This is a genomic window from Enterovibrio gelatinilyticus (assembly GCF_028683095.1).
GTDB lineage: Bacteria > Pseudomonadota > Gammaproteobacteria > Enterobacterales > Vibrionaceae > Enterovibrio > Enterovibrio gelatinilyticus.
In genome coordinates, this window is record NZ_JAJUBC010000003.1 from 19,254 (window position 1) to 43,978 (window position 24,725).

General features: G+C 46.7%; 28 protein-coding genes. 22 read left to right on the forward strand and 6 right to left on the reverse strand.

Going from position 1 to position 24,725, the window contains the following annotated elements:
- Positions 1-17: 17 nt before the first annotated feature.
- The gene (locus tag LRP50_RS03130; RefSeq protein ID WP_274163037.1) at positions 18-359 is read left to right on the forward strand and encodes a 4a-hydroxytetrahydrobiopterin dehydratase; all 342 of its coding nucleotides are present in this window, start codon (positions 18-20) and stop codon (positions 357-359) included.
- Between the two features lie 110 nt (positions 360-469).
- Positions 470-1,624: a winged helix-turn-helix domain-containing protein gene (locus LRP50_RS03135; protein ID WP_274163038.1), complete on the forward strand. Its 1,155-nt coding sequence runs from the start codon at positions 470-472 to the stop codon at positions 1,622-1,624.
- Between the two features lie 148 nt (positions 1,625-1,772).
- On the opposite strand, the gene LRP50_RS03140 is transcribed toward LRP50_RS03135, so the two are convergent.
- Positions 1,773-2,063, reverse strand: coding sequence for a hypothetical protein (locus LRP50_RS03140; protein WP_274163039.1), 291 nt, complete (start codon positions 2,061-2,063; stop codon positions 1,773-1,775).
- A gap of 162 nt (positions 2,064-2,225) precedes the next feature.
- Entirely contained in the window at positions 2,226-2,669 is a 444-nt protein-coding gene (locus tag LRP50_RS03145) for a DUF4174 domain-containing protein (RefSeq protein WP_274163040.1), read from the reverse strand.
- Positions 2,670-2,972: 303 nt separating this feature from the next.
- On the opposite strand from LRP50_RS03145, the gene urtA reads away from it, so the two are divergent.
- The 13 genes from urtA (at position 2,973) to ureG (ending at position 14,287) form a co-directional block, all read left to right on the forward strand.
- Positions 2,973-4,262, forward strand: a complete 1,290-nt coding sequence (gene urtA / locus LRP50_RS03150; RefSeq protein WP_274163041.1) for an urea ABC transporter substrate-binding protein — start codon at positions 2,973-2,975, stop codon at positions 4,260-4,262.
- A 132-nt stretch (positions 4,263-4,394) separates the two neighbouring features.
- Positions 4,395-6,050, forward strand: coding sequence for an urea ABC transporter permease subunit UrtB (gene urtB, locus LRP50_RS03155; protein WP_274163042.1), 1,656 nt, complete (start codon positions 4,395-4,397; stop codon positions 6,048-6,050).
- A 105-nt stretch (positions 6,051-6,155) separates the two neighbouring features.
- Positions 6,156-7,196, forward strand: coding sequence for an urea ABC transporter permease subunit UrtC (urtC, locus tag LRP50_RS03160; RefSeq protein WP_274163275.1), 1,041 nt, complete (start codon positions 6,156-6,158; stop codon positions 7,194-7,196).
- Positions 7,193-8,086 carry an urea ABC transporter ATP-binding protein UrtD gene (gene urtD / locus LRP50_RS03165; RefSeq protein ID WP_274163043.1) on the forward strand — a complete coding sequence of 298 codons (894 nt, stop codon included), beginning with the start codon at positions 7,193-7,195 and terminating at the stop codon, positions 8,084-8,086. Before urtC ends, urtD begins: the two co-directional genes overlap by 4 nt.
- Before the next feature lie 70 nt (positions 8,087-8,156).
- Positions 8,157-8,852, forward strand: a complete 696-nt coding sequence (urtE, locus tag LRP50_RS03170; protein ID WP_274163044.1) for an urea ABC transporter ATP-binding subunit UrtE — start codon at positions 8,157-8,159, stop codon at positions 8,850-8,852.
- A 10-nt stretch (positions 8,853-8,862) separates the two neighbouring features.
- Positions 8,863-9,765 (forward strand): urease accessory protein UreD, encoded by a 903-nt coding sequence (locus LRP50_RS03175; protein WP_274163045.1) that lies wholly within the window; start codon positions 8,863-8,865, stop codon positions 9,763-9,765.
- Positions 9,766-9,818: 53 nt separating this feature from the next.
- Positions 9,819-10,121, forward strand: a complete 303-nt coding sequence (gene ureA / locus LRP50_RS03180) for an urease subunit gamma (RefSeq protein ID WP_274163046.1) — start codon at positions 9,819-9,821, stop codon at positions 10,119-10,121.
- Positions 10,122-10,131: 10 nt separating this feature from the next.
- Complete coding sequence (locus LRP50_RS03185; RefSeq protein ID WP_274163047.1) at positions 10,132-10,512, forward strand: urease subunit beta; 381 nt, start codon at positions 10,132-10,134, stop codon at positions 10,510-10,512.
- Position 10,513: 1 nt separating this feature from the next.
- A complete protein-coding gene (gene ureC, locus LRP50_RS03190) occupies positions 10,514-12,217 on the forward strand; it encodes an urease subunit alpha (RefSeq protein ID WP_274163048.1) in 1,704 nt (567 codons plus the stop codon).
- 38 nt (positions 12,218-12,255) lie between these two features.
- Positions 12,256-12,711, forward strand: coding sequence for an urease accessory protein UreE (gene ureE / locus LRP50_RS03195; RefSeq protein ID WP_274163049.1), 456 nt, complete (start codon positions 12,256-12,258; stop codon positions 12,709-12,711).
- 59 nt (positions 12,712-12,770) lie between these two features.
- A complete protein-coding gene (locus LRP50_RS03200; RefSeq protein WP_274163050.1) occupies positions 12,771-13,001 on the forward strand; it encodes a hypothetical protein in 231 nt (76 codons plus the stop codon).
- The gene (locus tag LRP50_RS03205) at positions 12,967-13,635 is read left to right on the forward strand and encodes an urease accessory protein UreF (protein ID WP_274163051.1); all 669 of its coding nucleotides are present in this window, start codon (positions 12,967-12,969) and stop codon (positions 13,633-13,635) included. The genes LRP50_RS03200 and LRP50_RS03205 overlap by 35 nt, the downstream gene beginning before the upstream one ends.
- A gap of 31 nt (positions 13,636-13,666) precedes the next feature.
- Positions 13,667-14,287, forward strand: coding sequence for an urease accessory protein UreG (gene ureG / locus LRP50_RS03210; RefSeq protein WP_274163052.1), 621 nt, complete (start codon positions 13,667-13,669; stop codon positions 14,285-14,287).
- Between the two features lie 36 nt (positions 14,288-14,323).
- Here the strand turns inward: ureG and LRP50_RS03215 are convergent, their stop codons facing one another.
- Complete coding sequence (locus tag LRP50_RS03215) at positions 14,324-14,851, reverse strand: NADPH-dependent FMN reductase (protein WP_274163053.1); 528 nt, start codon at positions 14,849-14,851, stop codon at positions 14,324-14,326.
- A 202-nt stretch (positions 14,852-15,053) separates the two neighbouring features.
- On the opposite strand from LRP50_RS03215, the gene LRP50_RS03220 reads away from it, so the two are divergent.
- A complete protein-coding gene (locus LRP50_RS03220) occupies positions 15,054-15,953 on the forward strand; it encodes a LysR family transcriptional regulator (protein WP_274163054.1) in 900 nt (299 codons plus the stop codon).
- Between the two features lie 59 nt (positions 15,954-16,012).
- On the opposite strand, the gene LRP50_RS03225 is transcribed toward LRP50_RS03220, so the two are convergent.
- Positions 16,013-16,951, reverse strand: coding sequence for a TDT family transporter (locus LRP50_RS03225; protein ID WP_420791177.1), 939 nt, complete (start codon positions 16,949-16,951; stop codon positions 16,013-16,015).
- 712 nt (positions 16,952-17,663) lie between these two features.
- The gene (locus LRP50_RS03230; protein ID WP_274163056.1) at positions 17,664-18,176 is read right to left on the reverse strand and encodes an RNA-binding S4 domain-containing protein; all 513 of its coding nucleotides are present in this window, start codon (positions 18,174-18,176) and stop codon (positions 17,664-17,666) included.
- Between the two features lie 924 nt (positions 18,177-19,100).
- On the opposite strand from LRP50_RS03230, the gene LRP50_RS03235 reads away from it, so the two are divergent.
- The 5 genes from LRP50_RS03235 (at position 19,101) to LRP50_RS03255 (ending at position 22,738) form a co-directional block, all read left to right on the forward strand.
- Positions 19,101-19,400 carry a DUF6916 family protein gene (locus tag LRP50_RS03235; protein WP_274163057.1) on the forward strand — a complete coding sequence of 100 codons (300 nt, stop codon included), beginning with the start codon at positions 19,101-19,103 and terminating at the stop codon, positions 19,398-19,400.
- A gap of 171 nt (positions 19,401-19,571) precedes the next feature.
- Complete coding sequence (modA, locus tag LRP50_RS03240) at positions 19,572-20,345, forward strand: molybdate ABC transporter substrate-binding protein (RefSeq protein WP_274163058.1); 774 nt, start codon at positions 19,572-19,574, stop codon at positions 20,343-20,345.
- A gap of 3 nt (positions 20,346-20,348) precedes the next feature.
- Positions 20,349-21,041, forward strand: coding sequence for a molybdate ABC transporter permease subunit (gene modB, locus LRP50_RS03245; protein ID WP_274163059.1), 693 nt, complete (start codon positions 20,349-20,351; stop codon positions 21,039-21,041).
- Positions 21,038-22,141 carry a molybdenum ABC transporter ATP-binding protein ModC gene (gene modC / locus LRP50_RS03250; RefSeq protein WP_274163060.1) on the forward strand — a complete coding sequence of 368 codons (1,104 nt, stop codon included), beginning with the start codon at positions 21,038-21,040 and terminating at the stop codon, positions 22,139-22,141. The genes modB and modC overlap by 4 nt, the downstream gene beginning before the upstream one ends.
- A 171-nt stretch (positions 22,142-22,312) precedes the next feature.
- Positions 22,313-22,738 (forward strand): hypothetical protein, encoded by a 426-nt coding sequence (locus LRP50_RS03255; RefSeq protein ID WP_274163061.1) that lies wholly within the window; start codon positions 22,313-22,315, stop codon positions 22,736-22,738.
- 82 nt (positions 22,739-22,820) lie between these two features.
- On the opposite strand, the gene LRP50_RS25785 is transcribed toward LRP50_RS03255, so the two are convergent.
- Positions 22,821-23,906: a methyl-accepting chemotaxis protein gene (locus LRP50_RS25785; protein ID WP_274163062.1), complete on the reverse strand. Its 1,086-nt coding sequence runs from the start codon at positions 23,904-23,906 to the stop codon at positions 22,821-22,823.
- A gap of 267 nt (positions 23,907-24,173) precedes the next feature.
- Here LRP50_RS25785 and LRP50_RS03265 point away from each other — a divergent pair, with 267 nt between their 5' ends.
- Positions 24,174-24,626 (forward strand): GNAT family N-acetyltransferase, encoded by a 453-nt coding sequence (locus tag LRP50_RS03265; RefSeq protein WP_274163063.1) that lies wholly within the window; start codon positions 24,174-24,176, stop codon positions 24,624-24,626.
- The last annotated feature ends 99 nt before the right edge of the window (positions 24,627-24,725 follow it).

A 24,725-nucleotide genomic window follows, 5' to 3' on the forward strand; every position in this document is an offset into this window, starting at 1 on the left:
AAAGGAGAGTAAGCTTAATGGCTGAATTATCAGAATTACAATGTGAAGCATGCCGCGCAGATGCGCCCGCCGTGACTGAAACGGAAGCGACATCCTTGATGCCGAGCATTCCAGAGTGGACCGTCATGAACGTTGATGGTATTGACCAACTTCAACGCGTGTTTACATTCAGAACGTTTAAGCAAGCGTGGGCGTTTTCGAACCTTGTTGCTGAACTCGCTGAACAAGAAGGCCATCACCCAGCCATTTTGCTTGAATGGGGGCGTTGTACTGTGACTTGGTGGACGCACAAAATCAAAGGATTACACAAAAACGACTTTATCTGTGCCGCGAAAACGGATGCACTGCTATCGGAATAGCAAGAGTGAACTGACGGGTAAACCGTCAGTATTGTTAATGAATGGTAGAGTTGCGGTACTAACATCCTGTACCGTGGGTAGTAAGATGAATTCCCCTCCAGATAAGTGCTATGCAATCAATAACAAAAGCGGAAGCAAGGAAGCTTATCTTGCTTTCGCAAGGTTTCTCGCCGAGTAAAACCCATCTCAGTGACTGTGATAAGACGCTGTCTGTTATAGAGCGATTAGGCTACGTGCAGATTGATACGATTTCAGTGGTTCAGCGCGCTCATCATCATGTGTTGTGGAGCCGAAATGCAGACTATTGTTTTAATCATATTCCTCAATTGTTAGCGCGCAAAAAGGTGTTCGAATATTGGGCTCATGCTGCGTCATTCCTTCCAATGAAAGATTTTCGATTCACACTTCCGCGTAAAGCGGCGATCAAATCCGGTGAACATAAGCACTGGTATTCGAAAGATCACACTATGATGGACGCTATTCTCAAGCGAATTGAAGATGAAGGCCCTTTAATGGCGAAAGATTTCGACTCCCCAAGTCGAAAACGCCAAGGGTGGGGTACAAAACCTGCGAAACAAGCGTTAGAGAACCTCTATATGCAAGGTGAACTCATGGTGCCGAGGCGAGAGAGTTTTCACAAGGTGTATGATCTCACTGAACGGGTTCTGCCTGAGAAAATCAATATGACACCGCCTTCAGAGCAAGAATACGGTCGCTATTTGGTGCTCAATTATCTCAATGCGCATGGGGTTGGGACAGTGCAAGAAATGACGTATCTGTTAAAAGGCGTGAAGACCTTGGTGGCCTCAACACTTAATGAACTGTGTGATGAGGGGAGTGTTCAGAAAATTAAGATTGATGGGTCACCATACTTTGCTGCAACCGCCTCGTTATCATTGCTTAGTCGGCGGCTCAATCGTAAACAAGCAAAAATCCTTTCCCCCTTCGATAGCTTAGTGATTCAAAGAAAACGAGCAAGTGTACTTTTTGATTTTGACTACCTCATCGAATGTTATGTGCCGGAGCCCAAAAGGAAATTTGGATACTTTTCGTTGCCCATTCTTTGGAATGGAGAGTTGGTGGCGCGAGCAGACTGTAAGGCGGACAAAACGAAATCGATGCTAGTTGTTAATCATCTTTACTTAGAGCCATCGGTGAGGCGAAGTGAAGCGTTTATGCCAGCGTTTGAAGATGAACTTCAATCTTTTGCTGCATTCAATCGCTGTGACAACTACATGATTAAGAAGATTTCACATAGTGATTAGGAAAAGTAGGAAGATGCGTGAACTGAATATTGGGCTTTCCAGCCACGCATGTGTTTGTGTATTGGGGCACTTGTTTCTATGAAATAACGATCAGCTTGTTAGCTTCGCAGTGCTAGCTTTACTCCGCAATACTTTTTAACAGTGTAAGTTAGGACTGTTTATTCTTACCAAATGCAGATTTGTATAACTCAAAGACGAACGTCGCTGCACCACCGCTCGGCGTTGAATTGGCATAGTCTTCGAGTGGCGCAAGGAAGTTTGATTTGAATTTCTGCACGGCTTCTTCAGTGGTTTCTGCATAGATCACATCATCTTCGACTTCAAAGCCGAGGTCGATGAGTTGATTCTTCTCGGCTAAAAATGTCTCTGAACCCATGTCGGCATAAGTGAATTCTTTGCGGTTGGAATCAGGCTTACAGAAAAACTGGTACTTGGGCATTTTGTCTCCTCAAATGTCGCCATATAGAGTCATCTCACATGCACTGATTGCATGCTTAGGCGTGTTACTACGCTAAGCGAACGGTTTAGATCGCACAATGCTATGCAATAGTATTCATTTGTGTTTCTTAAAGAACTTCGAGATGAGTCAAGTTGGTAGAACCTAAATGCTGCAGCGGTTTCCCCTAAGTTTCAATTCCGCCTTTCTCATTGGCATCTCATCAATCACGTCAACCAGTTCGTTGATATTGACGGTTTGTCGCCAGCGAAATTTCTCAGTGCCATCTTTACCAATTAACACCGCAATGTGTTCATTGGTGTCCACGGCATATTTCTGGCCGAGCTTGAGGATTTCTTGCGAAGAAAAGAGCCCTTGTGAGTCAGACAGATCCTGCATATTGAGAATGACAGGGTGAAGGTCGCGATCATCGATTTGGCAACTATGTACGAGCATGAGGCGTTCGAAGGCGCGTACTTTATCGTCGAAACTTGGGGCAAAGAAAATCAACGTCCTATGGGGCTCGATAAGCCCGTAAAAAGGGTACGAGACGCTTGGTGATGACGCTAGCAGCAGCAATAAAACGCTAAGTCGATTCAGTACACGCATGCTGGCCCCCTTATTCAATTAAGGATTTCAGTACCAATACGAAAGCCTAGTCCGAATAGTTTCAATCCGCACGGTTAACGTATGTCGCACTGTATTTGTGCACGTTCAATGACGGTGCGCAGAACTGCTTGTTCTGCACCAAATATAAGCATCGCAATTTCACTCTGACGGGAGGAAGGGTATATCGTTCGGTGAAACTGTGCTGCTATTTCATACCGTTACGATATTTTTTCGAGTCAAGTCACTTGCTTGGCAAGCCTTTTGCTCTCTTGCTTCACAGGTACTCATTAAGGAGCTGTTGCAATGAAAGGAAATAAGGTTGCATTAAATTGGGTAAGTGCGATTGCACTGGGTGGACTGTCGTTACAGGCTGTGGCGGCGGAAGACACGATCAAGGTGGGTGTGCTTCATTCGTTGTCAGGGACGATGGCAATCAGTGAAACCACATTGAAAGACACCGTGCTGATGATGATTGACGAGCAGAACAAAAATGGTGGCCTGCTTGGTAAGAAACTCGAAGCCGTAGTGGTTGACCCTGCATCTAATTGGCCTTTGTTTGCAGAGAAGGCCAGAGAGTTAATCGAGAAAGAAGACGTCGATGTGGTTTTTGGCTGCTGGACATCTGTTTCTCGCAAATCTGTACTTCCTGTGTTTGAAGAGCTCAATAGTTTGCTGTTTTACCCCGTTCAGTATGAGGGTGAAGAGTCGTCGAAGAACGTTTTCTACACTGGCGCGGCACCCAACCAACAGGCGATCCCAGCCGTTGATTATCTGAAAGATGAACTGGATGTTGAACGTTGGGTTTTAGCGGGCACAGACTATGTTTACCCTCGCACAACCAACAAAATCCTCGAAGCCTACCTGATTGACCAAGGTGTCGCGAAAGAAGACATCATGATCAACTACACCCCATTTGGCCATTCCGATTGGCAGTCGATTGTATCTGACGTTAAAAAGTTCGGTTCTCAAGGCAAGAAAACCGCGGTGGTATCCACCATTAACGGTGATGCCAATGTGCCCTTTTACAAAGAACTATCAGCACAAGGTGTAGAAGCAGAAGACATTCCTGTTGTTGCGTTCTCAGTGGGTGAAGAAGAACTCTCTGGTATGGATACTTCGGCCTTGGTTGGACACCTTGCTGCATGGAATTATTTCATGAGTGTGGAAACGGATCAGAATGATGAGTTTGTCGAAAAGTGGCATGCCTACATCAAAGATGATGAGCGCGTGACTAACGACCCAATGGAAGCCACCTACTTGGGCTTCAACATGTGGGCGAAGGCCGTCGAAAAAGCGGGAACGACTGATTCTGAGGCGGTTCAAGAATCAATTATCGGTGTCACCGTGCCGAACCTCTCTGGCGGCTATGCCACCATGATGCCAAACCACCACATCACTAAACCTGTGCTGATTGGCGAAATCCAAGATGATGGCCAGTTTGTCACCGTGTGGGAAACCCCTGATGTGGTCGCTGGTGACGCATGGTCTGATTTTCTCACTGGGTCTAAAGACTTGTTCGCAAGTTGGCTGAAGCCAATGTCTTGCGGCAGCTTCAATGTTGAAACAGGACAATGTTCAGGTGTAGCTGAATAATCGATTAGAAAACAAGATGGCGGGTGGATACGGATATCGCCCGACAACTTGTACGCCTTGTATTTGCCTGCCATGCGGTTTTGTTTCCACACTCTTCCCGCACTGGCAGGACTTTTTCAAAGGAACGCGTTTATGTGTAAACAGACAAGACGATGGAATAACGTCTGTCGGTTTTTGAGTGCTCTTTTTGTTGTGTTCATAACGTCTTTTAGTGTTTCGGCAGACGCTTCACCGTCAGAGATGACGATGGAAGAAATCGAAGTGCTACTCACCAGCAAATCCTTTTCTGACAAAGAAGCCGGTGTGAAACAACTTGTTGCTTCTGATCTCCCCGTAACAACGACATTGTTGAATGGGTTGATGAACAAGCAAGTGGTCTATCACAAGAAAGACAAATCAATGTGGTTCTTAGCGAAACCTCCTTTGAAAAAGGGCAGTGTGTTGACCAACCTTGGCTCAGGGGACACGGTCACGGTTAAGAAGAAACGTCAATATCGCGCTGTAACATTGAACAACCGCATGCGCACTCAAATTAAAACAGCACTGGCAACTTTAGCGCTAACCAGTGTTGACTTGGATGCCAAACGTGCTGGCGCAAAACGTTTGCTTGGGCAAGTTGATCATGATCTCGTTCCCGTCATCTCTGAATTGTTAGTCACTGAAAGTGACGCTGTCACCAAATCCTATCTGGCAGCCGCAGTAGCCATCACTCAGCTTGATGAGCAGACCTCTGTAGAAACGCGGTTATCCGCAATTGATCAACTTGAAACATCGGGACTCGCCGAAGCTTATGAAGCGCTAAAAGCAGAAAAAGCACAGACGACGGATGCCACGCCGGAAACTATTCAGCGTGCTTTTGATAGTGCGATAGCCAACTATGAAGAAACGCAGCGGGTCGTAGACATCACCCAGACACTCTACTTTGGACTGAGTTTGGGGTCAGTATTGGTATTGGCGGGGATTGGCCTTGCGATCACCTTTGGTGTGATGGGTGTGATTAACATGGCCCACGGCGAACTGATCATGATCGGTGCTTATACCACGTATGTCATGCAGCTACTCCTACCCGAATATACGGGCATTGCCTTAATTCTCTCAATCCCTGCAGCGTTTATCGTATCAGGCTTGGTGGGAGTGGCGATTGAGCGCTCTGTGATCCGCCACCTATACGGACGACCACTTGAAACCTTGCTAGCCACCTTCGGTATCAGCCTCATTTTGCAGCAGGCAGTACGTTCAATTTTCTCTCCGCTAAACCGCTCTGTCAGTACGCCAGAATTCATGAGTGGCATGATTGAAGTCACCCCCATGCTGCAACTCACCACCAGTCGCATGTACATCATTATCTTCTGCTTAATGGTGTTCTTCGCGTTGCTGTTTGTTCTCAAGCGTACGTCTCTTGGCCTGCAGGTTCGCGCGGTATCGCAAAACCGTCCTATGGCACGTGCCATGGGAGTGCGCTCGCAATGGGTGGATATGGCGACCTTTGGTTTAGGGTCTGGCATCGCTGGCGTAGCGGGTGTTGCGTTGTCGCAATTAACCAATGTTGGCCCAAATATGGGTCAGGCTTACATCATTGATTCTTTCATGGTGGTGGTTTTTGGCGGCGTTGGAAACCTATGGGGGACACTCGCAGCGGGTTTAAGCCTCGGTGTGTTTAACAAAATTTTAGAGCCTTGGGCTGGAGCAGTGCTCGCCAAAATTCTGGTGCTGGTTTTTATCATCTTGTTTATTCAAAAACGCCCGAAAGGACTCTTTCCTCAGCGCGGCCGTATGGCGGAGGATTAACGCATCATGGAAAAAAAATTGTCTGAAAACCAACAAACAGAAAGCCAATCACTAACGATTAGTGGCGTTTACAAGCCGCTCTTCGATGCACCAAGCGTCACGTTAATGGCGTTGCTGAGCCTGACGGTGGTTTTGGTGCCTGTATTGAATTTATGGGTGCCAGAAAGCAGCCCTTTTCATTTAGAAACGTACACCGTTTCGTTACTGGGTAAATACCTTAGCTTTGCCATTCTTGCTTTGGCGGTCGATCTGGTGTGGGGCTACCTTGGCATATTGAGTTTGGGTCATGCCGCTTTCTTTGGATTGGGTGGTTACGCCATGGGCATGTATCTGATGCGTCAGATTGGCGACCGCGGTGTGTACGGCAACCCGGAAATTCCCGACTTTATGGTTTTTCTCAATTGGCAGGAATTACCTTGGTTTTGGATGGGTTTTGACCAATTTTGGTTCGCCTGCATTATGGCCGTGGTAATACCCGGTGCGTTGGCGTTTGTGTTTGGGTGGTTGGCATTTCGCTCACGCGTATCAGGCGTCTATTTGTCGATTATGACACAAGCCATGACCTTTGCGCTGATGCTCGCTTTCTTTCGCAATGAAATGGGGTTTGGTGGAAATAATGGCCTGACCGATTTCAAAGATATTCTCGGCTTTAGCCTTCAAAGTGATGCCACGCGTGTGTCCTTATTTGTTGCCACAGTCATCGCATTGATGCTGGCTTACCTGTTGTGTCGTGCAATCGTGGTTAGCCGATTAGGAGCGCTGACTATCGCGATTCGAGACGCGGAATCGCGTACCCGTTTCGTGGGATACACGGTAGAGAAAAGCAAGCTTTGGTTATTCGTGTTATCTGCCGCCATTGCAGGCGTTGCTGGAGCATTGTATGTCCCACAGGTCGGTATTATTAACCCTGGCGAGTTTGCGCCGTTGAATTCGATTGAAGTGGTGGTGTGGGTGGCTCTTGGCGGCAGGGCAACGCTATATGGCGCGATTATTGGCGCACTCCTTGTTAACTATGCCAAGAGTTGGTTCACCGTGGAGTTCCCCGAAGTTTGGTTATTCGCGTTGGGTGCATTGTTTGTGCTGGCTACCTTGTATTTGCCAAATGGGGTGAGCGGATTCTTGCGGAAACAGGAGACAAATTCATGATGTCGAAAGCACTGTGGAACGAAGGTGTTCGTTACCAAGCGGAACATCTACCAGAACAAACGGGAAGCGCAGAGTTCTTTGCTGATCTCACGCGTCGTGACCAGGTGTTCAGCTTTTTGAAACCACCATTCAACCCCAAGGTCGATGTAAAAAGCGGCATGTTGCTTTATGTCGAAGGTGTGTCTGTTTCCTTTGATGGGTTCAAAGCGATTAACGATTTAAACCTCTACATCAAGGAAGGCGAATTGCGCTGCATTATCGGCCCAAATGGGGCGGGTAAAACCACCATGATGGACATCATCACGGGTAAGACACGGCCCGATACGGGTGAAGTATGGTTAGGGCAGCAACTCAATCTTCTCAACATGGATGAAGCGCAAATTGCGAACGCAGGGATCGGGCGGAAATTTCAAAAACCGACGGTATTTGAAGCGCTGTCGGTTTGGGAGAATCTTGAGCTTTCCATGTCTGGAAAGAAAGACACTTGGGCACTGTTTCGGGCAGTTCTATCGAGTGAGCAAAAATGCGACATCATGCGTGTATTGGAGCTTATAGGCTTAGAAACGCACTACAGAATGCAAGCAGGAAGGTTGTCACACGGCCAGAAGCAATGGCTAGAAATTGGCATGTTATTGATGCAAAAGCCGCGACTGTTGCTGGTGGATGAGCCTGTTGCTGGAATGACTCACCAAGAGATGGATAGAACCTCGGAGCTTTTGCTATCACTGGCGGGCAACCATTCGATCATGGTGGTGGAGCATGACATGGACTTCGTCAGAAGTATCGCGTCTACCGTGACCGTATTGCATCAAGGACATGTATTGGCTGAAGGCAAGATGAAAGAGATCCAAGATGATCCGCGGGTTCGCGAAGTCTACTTGGGGCAATAGCACATTGAACTTGAGGCAATAACACTTTGAACGCGCAGCGAGCGCATATGGATATAAGACAGGAAACGCCATGCTGAGTGTAAATGGATTAAATCAGCGATACGGGGAAAGCCAAACGCTTTGGGATTTGTCCCTAAACGCGCCAAAAGGGAAATGCACTGTGGTGATGGGGAGAAACGGTGTCGGCAAAACGACGCTGCTTGAAAGCATTATGGGATTACTGGCTGTTGATAGTGGCGAGATGATACTGGAAGAAGAGGATCTCGTTAAACATCGCGCAGAAATGCGCCCGCGCTTGGGCGTGGGGTATGTGCCTCAAGGGCGGCAGATCTTTCCGCGATTGACCGTGGAAGAAAACTTGGAAATAGGGTTACCGATCCGCCCCAAGAGTGACAGGAAAATACCGCCATATATCTATGAGTTGTTCCCTGTTTTGGCAGAAATGAAAAAGCGTTTTGGCGGTGATTTGTCTGGTGGACAGCAACAGCAGTTAGCCATTGCACGTGCATTGGTGATTGACCCAAAACTCTTGTTGCTAGATGAGCCGACAGAAGGCATTCAACCGAACATTGTTCAAGAGATAGGTGACATTATCTGCAAACTCAATCAAGAAATGGGGCTAACGGTTATTTTGGTTGAACAAAAGCTCCCATTTGCACGAAAGGTTGGTGACCGATTTTGCCTACTTGATCGGGGACGTGATGTTGCGAGTGGCGAGATGAGTCATTTGTCTGATGACCTGATTCGACAGTATCTGACGGTGTAGAGGAGCGCACATGGCCCAAACTGTGATTGATTGGCCCATTCACACCTTGGATGAAATGCCATCCCGAAGTTGGGAAGCTGAGCTAACCCTTGGCTATGTGGCGCGGGGCGATAAAACCGTGCTTAAGCATCGCACCCATAAAGGTCCTCTTGCGGTTCAGCGTTCGCTATACCCAGAAGGCGGCGTGTGCCATACCCATCTTTTGCACCCGCCTGGCGGGGTTGTAGGCGGTGATTCATTGGATGTGCATGTCGATCTCGCTGTCGGTTCGAAAGCACTGATTACCACTCCTGGTGCAACGCGATTTTATCGATCGGATGGTCGTATTGGCCAGCTTACACAGACCCTTACGGTTGCCGATAGCGCAAGACTTGAATGGCTACCGCTAGAAAATATCGCCTTTCCCAATGCGCGTTTGCGCACGCGCACGGCGATCTCTCTAACGGCTAGCGCTCAGTTTATTGGCTGGGATGTGTGGACACTAGGACAGCCCGCGACAGAAACCACATTTGAAAACGGCGAAATTGATGGGTTAACCACAGTGCATGTCGATGAGCGATTGATTCTTTGTGAACGCCTTCGTGTGAATCCTGAGCAAATGCGTTTTTCTGCAACGGGGCTAAGAGGGCATTCGGTATGTGGCACATTGATTGTGCACGGCGATGCGGAAGCCATCGTGGAGAGGCTCAAGCTCTGGTGGAGTGAGCAACAAGAGCAAAAATTGACCCGCGCAGACATGACGAATCTGACGGGGATTGAATTGGGTATCACAGAGGTTGATGGTTTGGTGATTGTGCGTGCGTTGGCGCTTAAAACTGACGTTCTGTTCAACGTCATGGCTTTGTGCTGGCAACAGGTTCGACTGCATTGGACCGGAGAAATACCTGATATTCCAAGAATTTGGCGAACATAAAACGACGATGTCGTTGTGCAATAGAAGCAGCGACACGGTAAGGAGTGAATACCATGGAGTTGACACCCAGAGAGAAGGACAAGCTATTGTTGTTCACCGCAGCACTAGTGGCAGAAAGACGAAAAGAGCGGGGATTAAAGCTGAATTACCCTGAGTCAGTCGCTCTAATTAGCGCGGCAATCATGGAAGGTGCTCGGGACGGAAAAACCGTTGCTGAGTTAATGGACTTTGGGCGCACCATCTTGACGGTGGATGATGTGATGGACGGTGTGCCGAGCATGATCCACGACGTGCAAGTGGAAGCGACGTTTCCTGATGGGACCAAATTGGTCACCGTCCATGACCCCATTGTGTGAGGAATCCCTTATGTCTCAGACCAGTCTCTCTCGCTCTTCGGGTTCAAATTCAGGCATTGTGCCGGGAGAAATGAGAACCAAAGACGGCGATATCGAAATTAACGCGGGTAAAACGAAAGTGTCAATTGATGTCGCGAATACGGGTGATCGTCCGATTCAGGTAGGGTCGCACTATCACTTTTTCGAAGTGAATGATGCGTTGGTGTTCGACCGAATCACTGCGCGTGGATTTCGCCTAAACATACCTTCCGGCACCGCTGTTCGTTTTGAACCGGGTCAAAGCAGAACCGTCGAATTGGTTGCTTACGCGGGATCTCGCACCGTTTATGGTTTCCAAGGCAAAGTGATGGGGCCATTAGATGGCACCGGAACCCCGAAGAAGGACGATTGATATGGCACGTATTTCGCGCAAAGCCTATGCCGAGATGTTTGGGCCAACCACGGGAGATTGTGTCCGATTGGCTGATACGGATCTTTGGTTGGAAGTGGAGAAAGACTATACCGAATATGGCGATGAGGTGAAGTTTGGCGGCGGTAAGACTATTCGTGATGGAATGGGACAAAGCCAACGACCGAGTTTTGAAACGCCAGACTTAGTGATCACCAATGTTGTTGTGTTGGATTATTGGGGCATTGTAAAAGCCGATTTAGCGGTAAAAGGCGGACGGATTACAGGTATCGGCAAAGCGGGTAACCCTGATGTGCAAGACAATGTCGATATTATCATCGGCCCAGGAACAGAGGTCATTGCTGGTGAAGGGCAAATCGTCACTGCGGGAGGCATCGATACACATATTCACTATATCTGCCCACAGCAAATTGATGAGGCGCTCACTTCTGGAGTGACCACAATGATTGGCGGAGGCACAGGCCCAGCGACAGGGACGAATGCCACCACGTGTACACCAGGGCCTTGGAACATTCATCGAATGCTGGAATCGCTTGATGCATTTCCCATGAACTTCGGTTTGCTGGGCAAAGGTAATGCGAGTTTGCCTGATGCACTTGATGAACAAATCGTTGCGGGTGCGTGCGGTCTTAAGCTACACGAAGATTGGGGTTCTACGCCGGCGGCGATTGATAACTGCTTGAGTGTTGCTGAAGTGACCGACGTACAGGTGGCCATTCATACCGATACGCTCAACGAATGTGGCTTTGTGGAAGCAACGCTCGGCGCGATTGGAGATCGCGTTATCCATACCTACCATACGGAAGGTGCGGGTGGCGGTCATGCGCCGGACATCATTAAAGCGGCAGGTTTGCCGAACGTTCTGCCATCCTCTACCAACCCAACGCGACCTTATACCGTGAACACGGTGGATGAACACCTCGACATGCTGATGGTGTGTCATCATTTATCGCCGTCTATTGCCGAAGACATCGCCTTTGCGGAGTCACGTATTCGTCGTGAAACCATTGCCGCAGAAGATATGTTGCATGACATGGGGGCGTTTTCCATGATTTCGTCAGACTCCCAAGCCATGGGGCGAATCGGCGAAGTAATACTGCGTACGTGGCAAACCGCGCACAAAATGAAAGTGCAGTTTGGCGCGTTAGAAGGCGACCCAAGCCACAGCGATAACTGTCGCATTAAACGCTATATCGCGAAATACACCATCAACCCCGCCATTACTCACGGTATCTCGCACGAAGTGGGTTCGATAGAAGAAGGAAAATTGGCTGACTTGGTGCTTTGGAAGCCCGCTTTCTTTGGTGTTAAGCCTTCATTGGTAATCAAAGGCGGTTTGATTGTGACAGCGCCAATGGGCGACCCCAATGGATCTATTCCAACGCCACAGCCAGTGCATTATCGACCTATGTTTGGCGCGTATGGCGCGGGGCCACAGCAGAGTTCGCTGCTGTTTATGTCTCAAGCATCTATCGACAGTGGCGTGCCAGATATGTTGGGTTTAAAAAGCGGTGTCAGCGCGGTCAAAAATTGCCGAAATATTCGCAAAAGCGACATGAAATTAAACGACTGGCAGCCAAATATTGAGGTTGATTCGCAGACCTATGAAGTGAGAGCTGATGGGCAGCTCTTGGTTTGTCAGCCTGCAGATGTATTGCCAATGGCGCAGCGTTACTTTCTGTTTTAACGCGTTAGGTTTTCAGTCACTTTTCTTGAGGATCTTGGATGATCGAATTTACACAAGTCAGTAATGCACCGGAAGATTCTGAACACCTTCCGACGGTGCACTTAGGAATAGAAGCACGAATCAAAAGTCGTATTAAGGTAACGCTTGATGATGGCAGTGAAGCAGGGTTGTTTTTGCCTAGAGGTCTGACCCTGCGTGGCGGGGATGTGCTTATTTCCGCTGATGGGATTCGCGTGCGTGTTGTAGCGGCGGAAGAAAATGTGTCGACAGTGTACGCCAGCTCGTCACACCTCTTGGCACGATTGAGCTATCACCTTGGTAATCGTCACGTGCCGCTTCAAGTTGGTGACGGTTGGGTACGCTATCAGCATGATCATGTCCTTGATGAAATGGTGAGGTTACTTGGCGGAAACGTGGTTGTCGAAATGGCACCATTTGAACCTGAGTCCGGTGCTTATGGCGGTCACTCATCAGGTCACAATCATCATCACTAAATGCACGTCGATATTGAGAACGCTTTAACAAAGAGAGTAATAACAGAGGAAGAAAGAACATGGAAAAGAAACCGTTGTTTGCTGCGGCATGTTTAGTGTTGATTGCATCGATGGCGATGCCAGTCGCTGCACACCCACATAAAGAATCAGCCAGTGGCGACACCATTGTAAATACTGTCACGCATGATCATGCTGGCGGTGTGAGCTCAACCAGCACCTGTATGAGTAAAAAGGGTGAAAAAGAGACATCGTCGAATGACTGCACAGTATCGCCTGTTTCAACTCATTAGTCCGTCACTGCCCGTTGGCGCATTCAGCTACTCCCAAGGTCTTGAGTGGGCGATTGAATGTGGATGGGTGGGGAGCCAATCTGATTTAACAGACTGGCTCAATGGCATGGCCTTTGACTCAATGCTCTACCTCGAATTGCCTGTGTTGCGTCGTATATATCGTGCATTTCAATCAGGCGATGTTGAAGCAGCGGAGTATTGGTGCCAATGGTTATATGCCAGCCGCGAAACAGCGGAATTCAGGAAAGAAGAAATCCAGCGTGGCAGAACCATGTTGACCTTGCTTAAGCAACTTAACGTGGTGGACGACGGCAACGTTTGGGCCGGCATTGCTCAAAAAAGCCAGATCGCTGGATTTGCACTTGCTGGGGTTCGTTGGGGCATTGACGAAGAAACACTGTGTGAAGGCTATATCTGGAGTTGGTTGGAAAACACTGTGATGGCAGGCGTAAAGCTGATTCCTTTAGGACAAACCGCAGGGCAAGAGGTGCTATTGGCATTGACGTCAGTGCTTGATGATGTGGTGGCAGCCTCACACGACGTAATGGATGAGCAAATCGGCGGGTTTGCACCTGCTCAGGCGATCGCTTCAAGCCAACATGAAACGCAATATTCGCGACTATTTCGCTCTTAATCTTTTCGGTTAGGAGTTAAGGAGAATGACTATGAGCTACAAACAGCCTTTACGTGTCGGTGTGGGTGGTCCTGTTGGGTCAGGAAAGACCGCATTGCTTGAAGTATTGTGCAAAGCGATTCGAACCACTTATAGCATTGCTGTGGTCACGAATGACATTTATACCCGTGAAGATCAGCGTATTTTGACGGAAGCCCAAGCCTTGGATGCAGACCGAATTGTAGGCGTTGAAACAGGCGGGTGCCCACATACTGCCATCAGGGAAGATGCTTCAATGAACCTTGAAGCCGTGGACAGCTTGGCGCGTCATCATAAAGATTTGGACGTGGTGTTTGTTGAAAGTGGCGGCGACAACTTAAGTGCGACCTTCAGCCCCGAACTCGCGGACCTGACTATCTATGTGATTGATGTAGCGGAAGGGGAAAAGATCCCGCGTAAAGGCGGGCCCGGTATTACCCGTTCCGATTTACTGGTTATCAATAAAATTGACTTAGCACCGTATGTGGGCGCCGATCTCAATGTGATGGAAGCCGACACAAAACGAATGCGCAAAGACAAACCCTATGTATTTACCAATCTAAAAGAGAAACAAGGGTTAAGCGATATCATCGATTTTATCGAGACTGCTGGCATGCTGAAAAAAACGGGCTAATCGCCCGCATTCAAATGTATTTTTAGTGTGAGTTGATTACTTCGCCAGTGTGTTAACTGCATCTTGAAGCTGCGCTTTGATTTCTTCATTGCGTAGCGTTTGCGTTTCCATGTCGAAGTTATCGTAGAAACTTGGCACGGAAAGCGAGGCTTTTACATCGGCTGCGAAGTAAGGAGCAGAACCAACAGCACCTTGAAGTACAGAACCTGCACCGCCTGGGCCAGGTGATGTAGCAAGAAATACCACAGGCTTGCCTTGGAACACTTTCATGTCGATACGTGACGTCCAGTCGAATACGTTTTTGTAGGCCGCAGTATAAGAACCATTGTGCTCAGCGAAAGAGATGATGATGGCATCTGCTTCGCCAATTTTTGAAAAGAATGCCTTCGCTTGTTCTGGCTGCCCTAATTCTGCTTCACGGTCTGAGCTGTAAATGGGCATTTCAAAGTCGTTCAAATCCAGTGTTTCTACTTCCGCATCTTCAATAAGGCTTGCCGCATAGACGGCTAATTGCTTGTTGATTGACTGAGAGCTGTTGGTTGCGCCAAATGCTAATACTTTCATGGTGTTTCCTCTAAGAATTCGTGTTGTTTTCGCCGTGTGGCGTCAGGTTGTAAGCCTGTAAGTTTGGTTGACGTCTTATGTCTTGAAGTCACTATAAATCTGTTCCATACAAAGATTAATGTCCTATATGAATAATGATTGTTTCCATATGACATGTAATTAATTATGCTCAGTGGTTCGGAAAGGCATGAGATATGGGAAAATGAACACACAACTGCTAGATGGAATGGTGATATTTCGAGAGGTGATGAAGGCTGGCAGTTTTACCAAAGCAGCGGATCGCACAGGGCACTCAACATCCTATATCAGCAAAGAAATCAACAAGCTGGAAGAGCGGCTAGGTGTACGCTTGTTGCATAGAACAACGCGATCACTAAGCTTAACGCCAGAAGGTGAGCTGTATTATGAGCAGTGTCGGCAAATAGTTCAGGATGCTGAAGAGCTTGAAAATGCCATGTTGGGTCGTCAGGTGACGCCGAAAGGAAACCTTAAAATAAGTTGCCCAACCAGTTTTGGTTTAACGCGTTTAGCACCATTTTTACGGGGGTTCTCCGAAGCGTATCCAGATATCTCTCTGAACATTGAACTCAATGACCGAAAGATAGATTTGGTTGCTGAGGGGTTTGATATCGCGATTCGCGCTTCACAAGCGCTCGATGACTCAAGTTTGATTAGCCGAAAAATTCATTCTTCGCACGCGGTCACTATTGCATCCCCTGCATATGTTGAAAAACACGGCTTACCGACGCATCCGCAAGATTTGGTCAACCATAAAGTCATCAGTTACAGCAATATCCCGTCTTACAATACGTGGCGCTATAAAAACCATGACGGCAGTGCGATTGACGTTGAGCTAGAGAGTTTCGTGGTGAGTAACAGTTCGCAGTTGGAGTTGTTGTTGTGTCTTTCGGGAGAAGGGATCACGCGGATGCCACTGTTTAATTTGAATGGTGAGTTAGAATCTGGCGAACTGATTGAACTGTTCCGTGATTTTCCGCGAACCAATATTGATGTGTTTATTGTCTATCCAAGCCGTAAGCACATGTCATCAAAGGTTCGTTGTTTTATCGATTTTCTTATCGAGGCCATGAAAGTGGAGTAAGCGTCCTTGCACAACGCCCGACAGTGAAAAAAGCCCCTGCGTGGGGCTTTCGTATTTTGTTATTTGCCGAAGCCGTAATGCCGAATGTAGCCAAAACTGACCCAACTGACGAGCAAGGTGGCAACCGTCAATTCAATTAAGCCCAAGCGCTCTAACCACGACCAATGCGGGAAATCAGTACCTAGCCAGAGAGTGAGTCGCTCCATAGCAACGGCGCTAATAACAGAGGGAAATGTTAATGCTGCCAATGTGGGCTGAAAAGGCTCACGCAATAAATCGAAATAGCACAGATAGACGAAGAGAGTCATCATAATTCCAACCCCAGCAAGCGCACCCGCTAACACTGGGTCTGGGTTTGTCATGTTCACTAAATACGCAGTGAGTGCCAGATTGACGGGCGCTGCCATGATCGCCAGAACAGGGCGAGAGTTTCTTGGCAAACTGTCTAAGAAACACAGACGATACAGCACAAATGGCAACATGCAGAAGTAGGCAGCGATGCAAATGTGCGCGACCAGTTCTGATTCGTCTCCGAACCCGAGTTTTGGCCCAGCAAGTGTGCTGCTAATTAATCCCACAGGGTACAGAAACCAACTGGGGTAGATATGGGATTTATCAAAGGACTTAAATTGGTGAAAGAAGAAATAACACATCATGAAGATGTGCATCACCACTGCGGGATACCAAATGAAGATTGCAGCACGAACGCTAACTTCACTGAGAAAGTCAGCCATGAGCAGTAATGACATGGTCATTGGTGCCATCAAACTGCCATACAGCGGATCACGAAGATCTTGGAAGAAGCGTTTAGGTTCAAAGACGTACTTCAGCCACACTCCACCGATGAGAAGTATGCCGACAGTCGATAGTAACGGTCGAGAGATGTCGCCCGTGAAGGGGTGATAGAGTGACCACGCAACGCCTAGCCCAAAGTACGCCATTGCCAGAGATGCTTGAGCGGTTGGGATGAATCGAAATGGGGAATGAAATGCTGTCAAACTGTCATCCATGGTGTCGAGTTAGCACGTTTGAATAGGAGCGTATTATACGCAGACAAAACCAGCTTGTGCTGGGGTGAATATAATTTCTTTTGTTTTTATATGGGTAGGGACTTGTGCAGTAAAAGGAATAGATGGGGCTGACTGTTTCAAGTAGACCATGTTGGGAATCAAAGCATAATTCCTGCCGAGAATTGGTGATCAAACCGACAAAAAACTGATTTCTGAAACCGGATCACAATCATAGAAGTGTGACATGGCAGGTATGGGAGCTTTTCATATACTCAAATTGCAACCAAACATGACTGACGAATGAGGATGAGCTCCAAGCTCGGCGTACCAGAAAGCGACACCAAGAAACTTAGATTCTGGTACTGATACTGGGTTGCAAAACAATTTGGACTGTTACATCGGCGTAGGAAATACGCATCGTAAGTGAACGTAAGACCTTACTTTCCAAAGAACCCATGCAATGAAACGCACGAGGTAAGGAAGCTCAACGTAGTGAGCAATGTAGGGCGAGTAAACTTTGAAACACCACACAGTATTCGATTTTCAACTTTTAGAGCTAAACAAAAAGCCACCGCTTAGGTGGCTTTTTCATTTTCTGTAAAACATCACAGCTCAAACACGAATTTTCATTCATTCACAGAGTGCCCGTCAATTTATCTTGGCGGGCGAGGGCGCTCTGTTGGCAAGAAAATCACGTCGCTTAGAAAGAGATTAGCTTTCGGCCAGTGGCCGTATCACTTTTAGATGTTTCCGCGGATGACTTGCCTTGTTTAGGTCTTTCAATCTTTGGTGTCTTATTCTGTTTTTTGTCAGCATTTTTGATTTGCTTGGCTGGCGCTTTTGGTGACGAAGGCTTTTTATCTACCGTGCTAGATGCAGGTGCGCAAGATGCCGGTTTTTTCTTGGACGCAGACACATTGTTTTTTTGCGCTTTTACAGGCTTGGCTTGGCGAGGTTCAACGGGTGTCGGAGGTGCGTCACACAACAAGACGTAGAATTCTTCATTGAATTGAATAACGTCACCATCATGTATTTTACGACGTTTACGCGTTTCAATTTCACCGTTAACAGCCACATAGCCTTCTACGATAGCCATCTTCGCTTCACCGCCACCGCTGACCGCGTTCGCGATTTTTAGTACCTTGTAGAGTTCGACCGGTTGGGCAGATACTTCGATGCCAATGGCTTCTACTTCAATTTCTTCATGCGACATAATTGTCACTCTCTTATGGCTGATGTGCGGAGTGTAGCCGAACTCAGCGAAAGATAGCAGTACGAAATGCGGTTTTTACACCGACAAGGTACGAATAGTGAGCGAATCCTTCGTAAGTTAACGAACATTAAACTGAACTGTGACTTCGACAGTATGAATTGGGGTGGATTCACTTGAAAAGTGCAAACTATTGTAATAAATATAGAGATATCGTGACGATATAGGGAATTTTATTCATTTTCCCCTGTCATATCATTAGCTTCTTTAAACACATATGAGTTTATACACCACTCTAACAGAAGCGCTCCTCTAAAATCATGAGGGGGATACGCCAGTTAATGGCATTGTGTTTATACGAAGTATTTTTACTATCTATCAGGTAATTAATGAAGCTTACTGTGTCAAAGCAGTATGGGTGTTTCTCGTTACCGCCTGAGCCAATAAATAAAGGTGTTTATTATGACTAATAAAACCAGACGCCTGTGGTTCTACCATCAAAGTAAATCGCAAGGTTCGCGTCCTTTGAAAATGCGTTAAGCGCAGCAAGATCCAGAAACGTCATCGTGACGTTTCTGGTTATACACTTTTTCACCATTCACCATTCACCATTCACCATTCATCTTTTATTTTTCACTTTTCTATTTTCATCCTCTATATGCCCTATTGTTGGCCTGTTTAAAGCGTATCTGTTATCCCTGAAGTTTTTGAGTTTTGTGCAACTTGCCATTTGCTATCAGACTGGTGTCGAAATATTTCGAGTATTTTTGGGGCAACTGTCAGAAAATCATACTTAAATTCAGTTTGTTGGTTCTCTTGTGGCTACACTTTAATCAAAGCTTACTTGTGGAGTTTGGTGGTTAGAAACCAACTCTTTTCTCAATTTAGCGCGATGAAGTGGCCAACAAGGACGTCGGGGGAATAACAATGAATGTATTGTCTTGGGAAAATGTTTCCAAGCTAGCTGGAAGTTCGGTTCAGCTGATCGACGGTGCAGAGAACGAGTACGATGTTTTGGTAGAATCCGTGCGGGAAGAAGCCGGAAACCAAACGACAATCGATGGTCGATTGGTTGAGCATTACACTATGGTGCTTGTTGGTCCAGAGGACGCAGAATTCCCACAAGGAAACTATCTAATTTCTCATCCTTCTATGGGACAGCAAATTCTATATATGCTGGTGGCAAGTGACAATCGATATACCATTGTCATTAATACAGAAGCATAGTGATACGATAATGAAGCTACGGAGTCGGTCATGTCGTGAAGATCACGTAGGATCGGCAATGCATTGTTTGCTTTATCAGCAGGCCGAGTAATTCTTCATGGTTTGAATACGTGTCTCACCAAAATACTTGTTATGATATTGCCTTTCTGCCGCGTACCAGTTAGGGATTGCATGCAACGTATCTTTCTGTTTTTGTTCATCACAGCCTCTTTTCTCCCCCGAGTTGTATCCGCTGAAGAAAGAGTTCTCGTGTTTGCAGCCTCGTCAATGACAACAGCATTGAATGAGATTGCACAAACATATGAGCAAGAGACTGAACAAGCTATCACCATCTCATATGCTTCTTCTTCGGCTTTAGCCCGTCAACTGGCCTACGGTGCACCCGCCGATATTTACATTTCAGCGAATGAAAAATGGATGGAATATGCGGTGTCAGAGTTAGCAATTGAACCCGAAACTGTCTCTCCGTGGGTAGAGAATGAGTTGGTGCTTGTTGCTGATCGCAACCTTATTGGTGAAGTGACGTTAACGGTCGAAGCTATCAATAAAGCCATAGGAAATAGCCGAATAGCTATTTCTGACCCAAACCATGTGCCAGCTGGTATCTATGCGAAGCAGGCGCTGGTATCGATAGATTTATGGCGTGTTGTCGAAGATAAGCTCGCTTTATCTAATAGTGTTCGCGCAACACTCGCATTGGTTGAGCGAGGAGAAGCGCCACTCGGTGTGGTTTATCTTTCTGACGCTCTCGCGTCTTCGTCTGTAAAAGTGGTGGCTGATATTCCTAGTAACACACATACCCCGATCGTTTTCCCAAAAGCGATGACGCCAAATGCATCTGACGAGGCTAAGCGCTTTTTTTCATATTTAGATTCACCAAAAGCCAAATCGATTTTGCAGGGCAATGGCTTTGTTGTAATTCATTCATCACAAGAGCAACTGTAAAATATGCTACTTACACCCATAGAGTGGGAAGCGCTGCTACTTAGCTTGAAAATCTCCGTGGTGGCCGTGTCAGCGAGCTTACCTTTGGGGATTGCGATGGCATGGGTGCTAGCCAGAAAGCAGTTCGCGGGAAAAGCAATCGTGGATGGGATAATTCATCTACCCCTTGTTTTGCCACCCGTGGTTATTGGCTACTTGCTATTGATTGTTATGGGCCGAAGAGGCGCTGTGGGTCAATGGTTATATGAAACATTTGGCGTTTCGTTTTCATTTAGCTGGAAGGGAGCTGCCCTAGCTTCCGCAGTGGTGGCATTTCCCTTGTTGGTGAGAGCGATTCGCTTGTCATTAGAGCTTGTTGATCAGAGACTCGAGCAAGCGGCGCGCACTCTAGGGGCTTCTTCTTGGCGCGTATTCTTTACGATCACATTGCCTTTAATCATGCCGGGCATCCTATCGGGGTTGGTACTGGCATTTGCGCGTAGCTTGGGAGAATTTGGCGCGACCATTACCTTTGTTTCAAACATTCCTGGAGAGACGCAAACCATTCCACTGGCGATGTTTGCGTTTATTGAAACCCCTGGAGCAGAGCAGAGCGTCGCTCGACTTTGTGTAATATCCATTGTTATCGCGCTACTGTCTCTTGTTGGGTCAGAATGGCTCAGTCGCCGAATGAAGCGCAGGATGGGTATTCAATGATTAGCTTGAACATGATGCTGCAGCGTGACAACTTTTCTTTGTCACTGAACGCGTCTATACCGTCTTCTGGTATCACCGCCATTTTTGGTCGCTCAGGGGCTGGTAAAACGTCGCTGATTAATGCGATCAGCGGGCTTGTCACACCGGACTCAGGTTCAATTCAGATTGGTGACCAAGTTCTTTTCGACAGTGAAAAGGGAATTAACCTGCCACCAGAACGCCGACGCATTGGATATGTGTTTCAAGACGCCAGACTCTTTCCACATATGTCAGTGTCTAAAAACCTAAAATACGGGTGCAAAACGTACAATCAAAACACATTTGATGAAGTGGTGACCTTGTTAGGGATAGGCTCGTTGTTGAGGCGTTATCCGCATGACTTATCTGGGGGAGAGAAACAACGTGTGGCAATTGGTCGCGCTTTGTTATCTGATCCTGAATTGTTGATCATGGATGAGCCCACAGCTTCGTTAGATGCACCTCGCCGTCAAGAGCTCATTAGTTATCTCTTACGCTTGGCGAAATCTCTTCATATACCCGTGATATACGTTAGCCACAGCTTGGATGAAATCTTACAACTCGCTGATCATATGCTGATGCTCAATCAGGGCGAAGTCGTCGCTAATGGCCCTTTGCATGACATTTGGGGATCGCCACCTATGCGTCCTTGGTTGTCAGCAAAAGAACAGAGTGCATTGGTGACTGCAACGGTGGTAAAGAATCACCCCGTTTATCCGATGACGCAACTTGATCTCCAAGGTCAGCCTCTATGGGTGCCAAAAGTAGAACAAGGGAAGGGCATATCACTTCGACTGCGTGTTTATGCGAATGATATTTCAATCGTGAAAACACAAGCTAGTGACACCAGCATTCGCAATGTCATCCCGTCAATCATTCACGCTATAGAGCGGGCGGACGCACAATCGTCAGAAAGTGCATATTGTCAGCTCGTGTTACGAGTTGGTGACGAGACATTGCTGGCGAATATCACTCAGTGGGCCTTGGATGAGCTTAACTTATCGGTTGGGCAGAAGGTATTTGCCCAACTCAAAGGTGTGAGCATTGCGCGAGGAGATTTGGCACAAAACCATCGCATTTAGTGACAATTAACTTGCGCACTTTCGCCCGTTTTTAAGTAGAATCTGCCGATACCGAATAGTGTGCGATGTGCCGCAAATCGGGCAGGTAGGCTTTAGATTAAGGGCGTTATCTCATGCGGATTGGATACTCTAGAAGAGTTGCAATCGAGTATGAGCAAGTAGGAGAAGTAAATGTTTGCATGGCTAACCGGCTTGTTTAAGAAAGAAACAATCAAGTCGACTGAGTGGGTTAAAAAGCTCATGCAAGCTAACCGAACGGGTAGCTACAGCAAATATAGAGAGTATTACGACAAGCATGTTTCTAGAATTCACGATTCATATCATAAGGATTTTTTGAGATTTGAACGGTTTGCTACTCAAAGTTACAAAAAAGATGACCAACGTGCTTTCATGGCAATTAAAACCGCGATGTACGCGCACAAGTTGGGTCAGATTAAAGTAGCGGCGTGTTTAACTGCCTCCGTAATCAATTTAAACAAAACCCTGGTAGAGAATCAGAAGGTTCAGTTGCACCCTAGATTACTGCGAGCTGCGCTGGCGTTGCATAAACAGATAATTGAGTCTAACTCGAAGAAAAGAAGAAAAGTAAAAGCCTGATTAATCAGGCTTTTATGCTTTTTGAACGACAAGTGTCGACCCTAACCCTGAGTCGTTGAGATGAAACACTCGTGTTTAGGTGTTACTTGATGGCGCTCTCATTAATTAGCCTTTCAATCGAGGTAGTCACCTGAAGGCTACTGGTTTCCATTTTACGAAGATGCTCAACCATCGAAAGGAGGTCTCCACGGCTTCCTGCTTCAAGGGCAAATCGTCCTGAGTCATGCACTTGTTTATGCGGCGAATCAATAGCAGTGAATGATGGATAGGATTTGAAGTGCTTAGCTCCCTCACCGTTGAAATACCACTTACCCAAACGACACGCTGAATGATTGTTGACTTGCTGATTGAACTCATTATTACTGATGTGTTTGTAGACGGCGCTTTTCCATACTGCGTGATCCAACTTCACTGTGTTTAGGAAAGATGAAACTGCGGCGTTTTGTATAACACGTTGCATGTTCTTAGATTTATCGATTACCTGATAAACAACGGTTTCGATTTGGGAAGAAGAGGTTGCAACGTCTTCGGCCCCATGCTTACTTTCTTCAACGAGTGATTGAATATCGCGATTCTGCTCAATCACTTTTTTAACCAGATTTTCTATTTGGCTACTTGCTTCACCTGCTTTTCTGGCAAGTTGTCGAACTTCGTCTGCAACGACTGCAAAGCCTCGACCTGCCGCACCCGCTCTAGCTGCTTCAATTGCAGCGTTCAGAGCAAGAAGGTTAGTTTGTTCTGAAATCTCTTGCACAGCAGCGACAAAGCGATTTATCGATGTTGTTGTCTGCGTCAACTCAGCGACTGCTTGTTGGTTTCTTTGTGCTTCTTGATTAATTCTGTTTGCGCGTGTGGAAAGGTTTGCGACGGCAGAAAGGGTATGCGCGAACATATCATCAAGAGCAGCAAGTTCATTCTTTTCTTCAACAAGCATATCGGCATTGCTGAGAAGACCCTCTCGGATGGTTTCTAACATTTCAGCACCCTGTTGTTGGCACTGACTGGTTTTCAGCAGGTTATCGATATGATTCTGCAAAGTGGAAATTTGCTCATCCTTTTCTTCTAACTGTTGAGTCATATTTGTCAGCTTGTCTTGATAATTGCTTTCAAGATCTCTGATTTGCGCGGAAAGCGCCATTTCACGCTCTTTGTTGTTCCAAAAAGCCATTGTGATTTCCTTGGTGTATTAGTGCACATGTCAACAATGGCGCGATTGTATTGATAATTCGATCATAAAACACCAAAAATTATCGAGTTTTTTTGTGATTAAAAATACACATTCTGACGTGTTACAAGCGAGTAATACTGAAGATGATGCAATTGAGTATATGTTGATTTCAATGACGAAAATTGTATCGAGTTAGTATTAATGTTATCTCTGTGGCTGTATTAATTTAGGGCGTTGATTGTTTCATTTTATCGCCAAGGATGGGTTATGGATTATCTGGTTAAACTTTATCAAAATGCGTTTTTAGAACCGCTGAGTGTGGCTGAAACAATCACGATCAGAAAGCCGATAGGAACAGAGAAGCACGTGGTGTTGGACTGGATCGGAGCGCAGTTCAATCAACGGTGGCAAAGTGAAGCTGCTACTGCATACTCTCGTCACAATAGCCTTTTCATTGCTGTTCATGACAAGGAAATTGTGGGTTTTGCATGTTATGACGGAACCGCAAAAGGATTTTTCGGCCCCTTGGGCGTCAGTGAATTTGCTAGGGAGAAGGGGGTGGGTAAACAATTGCTTCGTAAGACATTAAATGCCATGAAGGAGGCCGGGTATGGATACGCGATTATTCCAACGAATAGCGAGGATTATTATCGCAAATACTTAGACCTCATTGAGATTAATGGGTCAGAGAAAAGCATCTACCATGACATGGTTGGTTGATGGCTCTTATAAACAATGACTTACTGTTATTTTCGCGTCACGAATGACTATTGATGTAATGGAATATGCTTAGTGCACGAATAAAGTGATGGAGTTCTC

Bases quoted from the DNA above. Each gene is read 5' to 3' on its own strand.
- LRP50_RS03130 (WP_274163037.1), top strand. From the start codon at position 18: ATGGCTGAATTATCAGAATTACAATGTGAAGCATGCCGCGCAGATGCG.
- LRP50_RS03135 (WP_274163038.1), top strand. From the start codon at position 470: ATGCAATCAATAACAAAAGCGGAAGCAAGGAAGCTTATCTTGCTTTCG.
- LRP50_RS03140 (WP_274163039.1), bottom strand. From the start codon at position 2,063: ATGCCCAAGTACCAGTTTTTCTGTAAGCCTGATTCCAACCGCAAAGAA.
- LRP50_RS03145 (WP_274163040.1), bottom strand. From the start codon at position 2,669: ATGCGTGTACTGAATCGACTTAGCGTTTTATTGCTGCTGCTAGCGTCA.
- urtA (WP_274163041.1), top strand. From the start codon at position 2,973: ATGAAAGGAAATAAGGTTGCATTAAATTGGGTAAGTGCGATTGCACTG.
- urtB (WP_274163042.1), top strand. From the start codon at position 4,395: ATGTGTAAACAGACAAGACGATGGAATAACGTCTGTCGGTTTTTGAGT.
- urtC (WP_274163275.1), top strand. From the start codon at position 6,156: ATGGCGTTGCTGAGCCTGACGGTGGTTTTGGTGCCTGTATTGAATTTA.
- urtD (WP_274163043.1), top strand. From the start codon at position 7,193: ATGATGTCGAAAGCACTGTGGAACGAAGGTGTTCGTTACCAAGCGGAA.
- urtE (WP_274163044.1), top strand. From the start codon at position 8,157: ATGCTGAGTGTAAATGGATTAAATCAGCGATACGGGGAAAGCCAAACG.
- LRP50_RS03175 (WP_274163045.1), top strand. From the start codon at position 8,863: ATGGCCCAAACTGTGATTGATTGGCCCATTCACACCTTGGATGAAATG.
- ureA (WP_274163046.1), top strand. From the start codon at position 9,819: ATGGAGTTGACACCCAGAGAGAAGGACAAGCTATTGTTGTTCACCGCA.
- LRP50_RS03185 (WP_274163047.1), top strand. From the start codon at position 10,132: ATGTCTCAGACCAGTCTCTCTCGCTCTTCGGGTTCAAATTCAGGCATT.
- ureC (WP_274163048.1), top strand. From the start codon at position 10,514: ATGGCACGTATTTCGCGCAAAGCCTATGCCGAGATGTTTGGGCCAACC.
- ureE (WP_274163049.1), top strand. From the start codon at position 12,256: ATGATCGAATTTACACAAGTCAGTAATGCACCGGAAGATTCTGAACAC.
- LRP50_RS03200 (WP_274163050.1), top strand. From the start codon at position 12,771: ATGGAAAAGAAACCGTTGTTTGCTGCGGCATGTTTAGTGTTGATTGCA.
- LRP50_RS03205 (WP_274163051.1), top strand. From the start codon at position 12,967: ATGACTGCACAGTATCGCCTGTTTCAACTCATTAGTCCGTCACTGCCC.
- ureG (WP_274163052.1), top strand. From the start codon at position 13,667: ATGAGCTACAAACAGCCTTTACGTGTCGGTGTGGGTGGTCCTGTTGGG.
- LRP50_RS03215 (WP_274163053.1), bottom strand. From the start codon at position 14,851: ATGAAAGTATTAGCATTTGGCGCAACCAACAGCTCTCAGTCAATCAAC.
- LRP50_RS03220 (WP_274163054.1), top strand. From the start codon at position 15,054: ATGAACACACAACTGCTAGATGGAATGGTGATATTTCGAGAGGTGATG.
- LRP50_RS03230 (WP_274163056.1), bottom strand. From the start codon at position 18,176: ATGTCGCATGAAGAAATTGAAGTAGAAGCCATTGGCATCGAAGTATCT.
- LRP50_RS03235 (WP_274163057.1), top strand. From the start codon at position 19,101: ATGAATGTATTGTCTTGGGAAAATGTTTCCAAGCTAGCTGGAAGTTCG.
- modA (WP_274163058.1), top strand. From the start codon at position 19,572: ATGCAACGTATCTTTCTGTTTTTGTTCATCACAGCCTCTTTTCTCCCC.
- modB (WP_274163059.1), top strand. From the start codon at position 20,349: ATGCTACTTACACCCATAGAGTGGGAAGCGCTGCTACTTAGCTTGAAA.
- modC (WP_274163060.1), top strand. From the start codon at position 21,038: ATGATTAGCTTGAACATGATGCTGCAGCGTGACAACTTTTCTTTGTCA.
- LRP50_RS03255 (WP_274163061.1), top strand. From the start codon at position 22,313: ATGTTTGCATGGCTAACCGGCTTGTTTAAGAAAGAAACAATCAAGTCG.
- LRP50_RS25785 (WP_274163062.1), bottom strand. From the start codon at position 23,906: ATGGCTTTTTGGAACAACAAAGAGCGTGAAATGGCGCTTTCCGCGCAA.
- LRP50_RS03265 (WP_274163063.1), top strand. From the start codon at position 24,174: ATGGATTATCTGGTTAAACTTTATCAAAATGCGTTTTTAGAACCGCTG.